A 7,797-nucleotide genomic window follows, 5' to 3' on the forward strand; every position below is an offset into this window, starting at 1 on the left:
CAGCCCCAGCCGAATCGGCGACATCGCCCGCGCGGCGCTTGTCCTCATCCATTTCGAGCACGACTCTCTATCAGCAAATCGCTGAGATCACGTCATTCAGCGGAGAGCTTACGCGCACTCCGCCCTGCCATTGTGATCCGTATCGCACAACCAGATAGGTTCTTTAGATTCTATTGCCGAAGAAACCTTGCGGTAGAAGCTCATTCGCCGAAGATCCTCGCAAGACAGGGCACCTCGAAAGCTATCTCCGAGCACTTCGACACTAATTCCGCGCCCCCACCGCTTTCTCATAACGAGAGATAGCGCGGATAGAAGATCGTGACCTGAGCATACGTGAGCAAGAGAATCCTCAGCAGCGAGCCGCCGCTCCATCAGTTCAACGATACCAAGAGCATCTAGATCGCAATCCTCGGATCGAAGGATCGCAAGCTCAACCAATTTCTGGAGGTCAATCCTAGAGTAGCTATCATGGGTGACTGGCCTCATAGGAAAGTCTCGCAAGGCAAGCATGAGGCCATTCCTATCGGACTCAAGCCGTAGAATACCAACCGGGCCAGCGTAAGCAACAGCGACGTCTCTTGGACTAGAAACGCCGCATGACTCGAGGTGCTGCGAAAGCTGTCGGCGATCAGCAAATCCGATTATGACGCGCGAGCAAGTATCGCCGGACAGAACGATACTCGCATCCAAATCGTAGAAATCGGTAAGAAATATCCCTGGCGGAAGCGTAGGCGTCGCTAAGTAGCCCACCCAATCGCGATCCCGAATTGCCACTATACCTGCGAGCTTAAACTTATCGACTAGCTCCATTGCAACCACTAGATTTTCCTTGCCGTGGCATGGAATAGTAAGGCATGCCGACTCGTCAATGTGACCATCTAGAGATCGGCAGTCCGTGTCCCCCTCTAGCAGCATAAGGGTCCGGTCGTCCGCACCCTTCTGAAGGACGAGCTCAGCGTATATAGTTTCGCCAGTGATCCATTCAAGCATGTTAAATCTCATCAGGCTTATAGTCGGGGGCCAGCGCGATAGCTCCTGAGGCCCATTTTCCCATTATTTGCGGAGAGTGCGTCGCTACTATAAATCTACACGAGGACAAGCGGGCGACTCTACTAATATCCGACAGAAACTGTCTCTGCCAAGCTACGTGCAACGAAATCTCAGGTTCATCTATCAATACAAGAGCGCCTGGCTTGACATTGAATAGAAGGTCATACAGGAGGACTAGCTCATGCTGTTCCCCGGATGAGAGTTGGCGCGGGGCAACGACGCTTCCACTCTCGGTAGAGAAGTAGAATCCCTTCTCTCTGTCGACGATCAGCCTCTTATAGAGAAACCTGGAATTTATTATCTCCTTAAGGAGATCAATTCTTTCGAGAAGCGGCTCGAAGGTAGCAAGCTTCTTTTCCGTATCGCTCAAGTAGTTCCACAGAACAAGGCGTTCCCAGTCCTGCAAACTCCGCGACGGCAGAGGCAGATCATCCGTATTATCGATAAGGGAGGCTTCTGCAAGCTTTCTCCGCAGATTGCTCTGCTCCTCATACTTGCCACGAATAGCTTCCTGAGTGGCCGCTTCCGGGATCAGGGGATCGAGCATAAGTTGACGCGGGAAATCCTTATCTAGTTGTTGTGATGTACGGGAATTTTGCGCCAGGGCACCCGCGATACGCTGGGCAAGATCAAACGCAAACTCCTGCGCTGTAACCTCACGGGTAGCCTCTTCAGGCGAGGTCCGCGTTGAAGCCGACGATCGATGCCGACGATGGTGCACCACGAGACGTTGTGTCTCGATCAGACGTATATCTGCACTATCACAGAACTCTCTGATCTCTGGAGGAATAGTGATGCTCTCAAGCACGCTTGGCGAGATTGTACCACCGTAGTTCTCGAGTAGCTCGACGATATCGACTTCAGCTGCATCTATGTCGGCCAGATCCTCCAACGAACGCAAGATCCGCGGCGGAAGGATTGCCGAAAGACGCTCAAGCTCGGCAGGGGGATCGTCATGTGGCGACTTGGCTATCAATGTCGATCCCTGATAAAGCTTGAACAATACAGTCGACATCATGTGGAGCGCTCGTGCGCGAACCTTCAATGGTCGTCTCGGTTCGGATTTCTCAACAACGAGGCGGTAGCCATCATCAAAGCTAAAAGTTGCTGTCCCGAACGGTATAGCAGCGAGCCTTCTCGGATTTGGCGCCAGAGCGGCATTAACCAGCTCTAGTAGCTTAGTCTTCCCTACGCCATTCGGTCCATACAAGATAGCGATCTCTTGATCTGCAGGGAAATGGACCTCGTGATCAAACATTCCCAACAGCGCTGTGACGCGGATGCGGACCAGGTTTCTCATGAGCCCTCAAGTGCAGGAAGATCCTTACCGAATCGCACCTTAGCACAACACCCTTGGCGCCAGAGGCGAAACCGCTTCTTCGTTGACCAGCGGCGCTGTTTGGGATGCATATTTTTGATAAATAGTGCCTGCACTAAGATTCACCGACGGTGTTCCCGGCGACTGGACGCAGTCCAGCATGCCGAAGCTGGAGTGCTAATGCGTACGTAGTGTCAAGTATCGCCGCTTCAGGCCAGCTCACGCTGACGAGCGTTCCCGCAGGCGTATCGCGTAGTTGGGTTATAGCTAATACGAGTTGGAGCCCCGTCCCTCTGCCTTGACGGATCGCGATCAGGATCGCAGCGCATGCCGCCTTCACCGTGCCTCCACACGACGATCACCTCGGACGGGGCATCCCATGGCAGAGCCTACTGCTGCCGAAATCGGTTCTTGCTGGGAATGGGTCAACAACATCCTGTCGAGGAACCTCGGCAGTCTGCCGTTCAAGTTGTGCAGGCGCCTGGGGCGGTGCGGGCCGCGACCGGCCGAAGAGCCGCAGCGCGGCCAGCGACCGCCCCAACGCGCGTCGCGCGCCGTAGGCGGGCGACCTTGATGACGTGTAGATAAGTTGCTTTCAGGCGCGTTCGTTGATCGTTTCGACCTTGCTCTGATCCGGCCTGGCGTTGGCCCATACGCGTTCGAAGCTGCTGAGATAGATGCCTGCGGGCCCGTTCTCCTCTCCGGTCTGGAGGTGGGTGACGGGAGCCTGGGCGGCTGGGATGCCGTAGGCGTGGGTGTTGACGAGGAGCTGGTCGTCGGCTCGGTAGATGGAGTTGTAGAGGACTGTGCTGTGTAGGCGGACCTCGACGCCAGGTACGTCGCGTAGGGGCCGGTAGAGCGTCAGCGCGTTTCTGATCCGGGCGGCCATGACGTCGGGTCCGATGTGCTCGTCCGCTCCGCGGGTTGCCACCTCCGGACTGTCAGGGTCGCCGAGGAGCACCCGCACTTTCACCCCTGAGCGGGCCCGCTGAGCGATCGCCAGCATGACGGTGGTGTCCTCGGCGAGAAACAGTCCGCTGTAGGTCAGGATGTCGATCTCTCTGGCCGCGTTGGCGAAGTGCTGTCGCCACACTGCCTGCGGTACGGCATGGCGGTGCGGGTACACCGCCTGGACCTCGCTGGCGATCGTTCGGCGGTAGCCGGCCACCTCTGGCCAAAGATCGGCCTCGTCGACCCGGAGGACGTCGGCCACGGCCCAGCGGTGTCGTGGATAGGGAACGCGGCCTTGCAGCCACCGCTCAACCGTCTTGGGGTCCACGGCCAGGCGCGCAGCGAGATCGGTCGGGTGGAGCCTGGCGTTGGCGAGCGCGTACCGCGGTGGTTCATTCGTCCGCCCCTCAAGCAAAACCGCTCTTTGCCAGGGACGCTAACACGAGACGTCCCTAGACGTCCCAGAGTTGCGGTGTAGAGGTTCCTATCCTCCGGAGACCCTCGACGGACAAGCCGCTCCACGTCGAAGGGACATCCCTGATGGTGAACACCCGCCCCCAGCAGCTCGCCTACCAAGAGCGGCTGTTGACCGCCCTCCGAGACGAGCTGCGCGCCCGCACGATCCCGGCAGTCCTCGTCATCGCCGAAGACGGCCGGCCCGGCCTGGATGTTGTCGACAGCCGGTTCCGGACTCGCCGGGTCTTCGTGCACCTGCCGTTCTGCTGGTTCTACTGGGGTGACCAGCAGGACGAGCGGGTGACGTGCCTGCGCCTGCTCGCCGCCGTCGAGCGCCTGGTGGAAGTCGTCGCGAACGGCTGGAACGACGGCGAGCAGCGGGAAATCAGCGTCGACGTCAGCCAGATCGCCAACGCATACCGCACCTGACCCAGTGACCATGAAGGAAGCGCGATGGCTCACCGGCGGGCGGGTCTACACCCAGATCGCCGACCGGCTCAGGGAGCGCATCGTGGCGGGTGAGTACCCGGCAGGGAGCGCGCTGCCGTCTGAGGCGGAGTCGCGCGCCGAGTTCGGCGTCGCCCGCAACACGGCCCGGCGCGGCCTGGCGGTCCTGGAGGACGAGGGCCTGATCGTGACCATCCCCTCCAAGGGACGCGTCGTGTCAGGCGCCCAGGCCGCGCCGTACCGCTATCAAGCGATCGCCGGCGACCTACGCGACCAGATCACCACAGGCGCCCTCGCGCCGGGCGCGGCCGTACCGAGTGAGAGCGAGTTACGGCAGCGCTACGACGCCTCGCGCAACACCGTGCGGCAGGCGCTCGCCGTACTGGAACGCGAGGGCCTGGTGGTCGCCGAGCATGGGCGGGGCCGGTTCGTGCGGCGCTGAGCCGAGACGTCCTGGGACGTCCAGGCTTCGCCTCTGGATCGGCCCCGTGCCCGCTGGCTATCGTGAACGCTGTGGGACAAGCTGAATGGGCCCGTGACCTGGCCCAACGCCTGCTGGAGCCGACACTGCCCCGGCGTTGGGCGCACACGCAAGGGGTCGCGGGCAGGGCTGCGTCCCTGGTGCCCATCCTCAGCGACGAGGCCGACACGCTGATCGCCGCCGCCTACCTGCATGACATCGGGTACGCGCCCGACCTGGTCGACACCGGGTTTCACCCGCTCGACGGGGCGCGGTACCTGCGCGACGTCATCAAGGCCGACGACGCCCTTTGCCGCCTGGTGGCGCATCACTCCTGCGCGGTCAACGAGGCGCTCAACCGGAACCTGTACGACGCGCTCACCTCGGAGTTCGACGAGGAACGTCCCGAGCTGGTGGAGGCGCTGACCTACTGCGACATGACCACCGGCCCGGACGGCCGGCACCTGGAGGTTGCCGAGCGCCTGGCCGAGATCCACTCGCGCTACGGTCCCGAGCATCTCGTCTCTCGCTCGATCGCGACCTCGACGCCCTCCATTCTGGCCGCGGTCAAGGCGGTGGAGGCGGCCCTTGCGGTGGAGGCGGGGGGTGTGCCGGACCGAACGATCCCGGCATGATCACCCCATGTGGTTACCGACCCTGTCCGAGCTCAAACAGGTAGCCGTCGTCCGCCGCTATGTCGGCACGAAGACAGGCGAGTACCCGCGGTACTGGCATCTCATGGGCTCCTTCATGAACTTGCCTGACCGGAAGCTGATCCGGTTCGGACGGTCCCTCGCCAGACATGCACGGCAGATCACCGATGATGACCTTGACATGCTGCTGGCGTTCGAATGGCGCTCCCGGATGACCGCCGCCTGGCTGATCGGCCTCGACCGGCGGACGCGGTTCAGGGAACGGTTGGGAACGCTGCTGTTGGAGAGCGAGATGGTCTACGCGGGTGGCGCGTACTGCTTCGCACTGGCCAGGTTCGCTGAAGAGCAGGACGCCGCGCTCCTGTCCGCCTACCTGGATCGGTACCTTCCTCAGCTGGACTGTCGCTACGACCAGGACGACGCGATGGGCGCTCTCCTCCACCTTGATGAGCGCCACGGAACAAACCACGCCGCTCGATTGCTTGCCCCAGGGGGCCTGTGGGAGAGCTCGGCGGTGCGAGAGGTCGATCCTGCTGAGGACAAGGCGTACGTGGACGAGCTGTGCGCCTTCGCCGAGAGTTGCATGACCGGCACGGTGAAGAAGTGGTTGCCGCGCCGGCGGCTCTTCGTGGAGCGCTGGGCTCAGCCGATGTACGGCGACGACAGCCCCGAGAGATAGCGCTCGATCCGCATCCGCATCGACCGATCCATCTTCAGGGCAGCCACCTCACCGCGGGGCACCCATCGAACTTCGCGCGACTCGTCGCTCGGCGTCGGCTCCCCGCTGACCGCGCGCGCGGTGAGGACGAGCGAGAACTCCTGCCGGGCTTCGCCGTTGGAGGTGTAGAGGATCACGTGGCGCGGGTCGCTGTAGGTACCGACCAGGCCGGTGATCTCACACAGGATGCCCGTCTCCTCGACGGTCTCCCGTACGGCTGCCGCCGGGATCGACTCGCCCAGGTCGATGGCGCCGCCCGGGACCGCCCAGTTGTCGTTGTCGGAGCGCCGGATCATCAGGACGTCCCCAGCCTCGTTGGTGACCACGACGTTCACCGACGGGACGAGGCTGTTCGGCTTGGGCGCGTCGGGATCGTCGTAGAAGTCGATGCGGCGGCCCATGCTCAGGAGCCTACCGGGACGGCCCCGGCCCACACCCGCTCGAAGCTGTCGAGGTAGGTGTTGACCATGTCGCCGCCATGGACCCGGCGCAGATGGAAGACGGGAGCGTTCCCGGCCGGCGTGCCGTAGACGTGGGTGTTGACGAGGAACTGGTCGTCGGCTCGGTAGATCGAGTTGTACAGCACCGTCCGGTGGAGCCGGATCTCGACGTTCTCCCGCCCGCGCAACGGCCGGTAGAGCACGAGGACGTTCCGGATCTTCGCCGCCATCCCGTCGTCGATGCCCTCGTCCGCGCCCCGCTGCGCCACCTCATCGGACTCCGGGTCGCCCAGCAGGATGCGGACCCGTACACCGGCGCCGGCCTTCTCACCGAGCATCCGCACGATGCCCGCGTCGTCGGCGAGAAAGAGCCCGCTGTAGACGAGGATGCCGATCTCCTGGGACGCCTCGGCGAAAAGACGTCCCCACGCGTCCCGCGGTACGGCCCAGCGGTGCGGGTAGACGCGCACGACCTCGCTTTCGGACGCCGACGCCACCTGATCCCGCGTGAGCGCTTCCGGCCACAGGTACGTCTCGTCCGTGCCCAGGTAGGAAGCCACAGCGAAGCGGTGTTTACGGTACGGCTCGCGCCCCTTGGTGATCCATCGCTCGACCGTTTTCGGGTCGACCCGAATCGCGTCTGCCAGATCCGCGATGCTCACTCCGCGTTCCAGCAGCGCCGCGCGTAGCCGTTCGTTCGCCATCTCACCTGCTCCGGGAGAACGTCCGGGGACCTCGACATCGTAAGCCGGACGTCCTGAACATGTCCCGTCGCGTAGTGCGTCGTCGAGGGGCAGCATCTGGAGGGCTCCGCCAAGAGCGGCAGGGCCCGCATCGTCACCATCGACGACACCGCCGTGAATGTGGTCAAGGACCATGAGAAGGCCCAGCAAGCCGAGAAAAACCGCCTCGGCGAGGACGATGACCATGTCTTCCTGACCGCTTGGGGCGGTCTGTGTGCGGTTCCACGACTTCCGCCGCTGGATCTGTCGAGTGCCGCCTGTCCAGCCACCGCTGACCAGTGTTTCAGCCATCACGCGAAGCGCTCAAGGGACGCGCGAAGCGCCTCACCCCGAAGGAGTCATTGAGTCCGAAGCCCTGCTCGGGGTCACAAGAAGGGGCACTGTCCCCGAGGCCCCCCAGCCATGCCTTTGCCCAGTTCAAAGGCCCTTCGGGGACACGAGGGACACCGGAGACACATCCTTGAGAACTAGGGCCTGTACGGAGTTGAGATCAGCGGGATTCGCCTGTGCTTTGGTCTGCGATCGTGTAGGCCATCGACATGGCGCGTGGAGACCTCACTG

General features: G+C 62.4%; 8 protein-coding genes. 4 read left to right on the plus strand and 4 right to left on the minus strand.

From position 1 onward, the window contains the following. Positions 1 to 991: 991 nt before the first annotated feature. Both ACWEVS_RS45650 and ACWEVS_RS45655 read right to left on the minus strand, forming a co-directional pair. Positions 992 to 2,350 (minus strand): AAA family ATPase, encoded by a 1,359-nt coding sequence (locus tag ACWEVS_RS45650; protein WP_452557441.1) that lies wholly within the window; start codon positions 2,348 to 2,350, stop codon positions 992 to 994. 613 nt (positions 2,351 to 2,963) lie between these two features. Beyond that, positions 2,964 to 3,581, minus strand: a complete 618-nt coding sequence (locus ACWEVS_RS45655; protein WP_452557443.1) for an XRE family transcriptional regulator — start codon at positions 3,579 to 3,581, stop codon at positions 2,964 to 2,966. Positions 3,582 to 3,859: 278 nt separating this feature from the next. On the opposite strand from ACWEVS_RS45655, the gene ACWEVS_RS45660 reads away from it, so the two are divergent. The 4 genes from ACWEVS_RS45660 to ACWEVS_RS45675 all read left to right on the plus strand — a co-directional run bounded on the left by ACWEVS_RS45660 (position 3,860) and on the right by ACWEVS_RS45675 (position 6,014). Beyond that, on the plus strand, positions 3,860 to 4,204 hold the full coding sequence (locus tag ACWEVS_RS45660) for a hypothetical protein (RefSeq protein WP_452557445.1): 345 nt from the start codon (positions 3,860 to 3,862) through the stop codon (positions 4,202 to 4,204). A gap of 10 nt (positions 4,205 to 4,214) precedes the next feature. Next, positions 4,215 to 4,664 carry a GntR family transcriptional regulator gene (locus ACWEVS_RS45665; protein ID WP_452557447.1) on the plus strand — a complete coding sequence of 150 codons (450 nt, stop codon included), beginning with the start codon at positions 4,215 to 4,217 and terminating at the stop codon, positions 4,662 to 4,664. Positions 4,665 to 4,735: 71 nt separating this feature from the next. Continuing rightward, a complete protein-coding gene (locus tag ACWEVS_RS45670; protein ID WP_452557449.1) occupies positions 4,736 to 5,317 on the plus strand; it encodes an HD domain-containing protein in 582 nt (193 codons plus the stop codon). A 7-nt stretch (positions 5,318 to 5,324) separates the two neighbouring features. Further along, positions 5,325 to 6,014: a DUF6000 family protein gene (locus ACWEVS_RS45675; RefSeq protein WP_452557451.1), complete on the plus strand. Its 690-nt coding sequence runs from the start codon at positions 5,325 to 5,327 to the stop codon at positions 6,012 to 6,014. Here the strand turns inward: ACWEVS_RS45675 and ACWEVS_RS45680 are convergent. Further along, positions 5,978 to 6,454, minus strand: coding sequence for an NUDIX hydrolase (locus tag ACWEVS_RS45680; protein ID WP_452557453.1), 477 nt, complete (start codon positions 6,452 to 6,454; stop codon positions 5,978 to 5,980). The two genes, ACWEVS_RS45675 and ACWEVS_RS45680, sit on opposite strands and share 37 nt — an antisense overlap. 2 nt (positions 6,455 to 6,456) lie before the next feature. Next, on the minus strand, positions 6,457 to 7,527 hold the full coding sequence (locus ACWEVS_RS45685; RefSeq protein WP_452557455.1) for a hypothetical protein: 1,071 nt from the start codon (positions 7,525 to 7,527) through the stop codon (positions 6,457 to 6,459). Between the last annotated feature and the right edge of the window lie 270 nt (positions 7,528 to 7,797).

Source organism: Nonomuraea sp. NPDC003754 (genome assembly GCF_053605785.1).

Coding starts and splice junctions, on each gene's coding strand:
- ACWEVS_RS45650 (WP_452557441.1), bottom strand. CDS start 2,350: ATGAGAAACCTGGTCCGCATCCGCGTCACAGCGCTGTTGGGAATGTTT.
- ACWEVS_RS45660 (WP_452557445.1), top strand. CDS start 3,860: ATGGTGAACACCCGCCCCCAGCAGCTCGCCTACCAAGAGCGGCTGTTG.
- ACWEVS_RS45665 (WP_452557447.1), top strand. CDS start 4,215: ATGAAGGAAGCGCGATGGCTCACCGGCGGGCGGGTCTACACCCAGATC.
- ACWEVS_RS45675 (WP_452557451.1), top strand. CDS start 5,325: ATGTGGTTACCGACCCTGTCCGAGCTCAAACAGGTAGCCGTCGTCCGC.
- ACWEVS_RS45680 (WP_452557453.1), bottom strand. CDS start 6,454: ATGGGCCGCCGCATCGACTTCTACGACGATCCCGACGCGCCCAAGCCG.
- ACWEVS_RS45685 (WP_452557455.1), bottom strand. CDS start 7,527: ATGGCTGAAACACTGGTCAGCGGTGGCTGGACAGGCGGCACTCGACAG.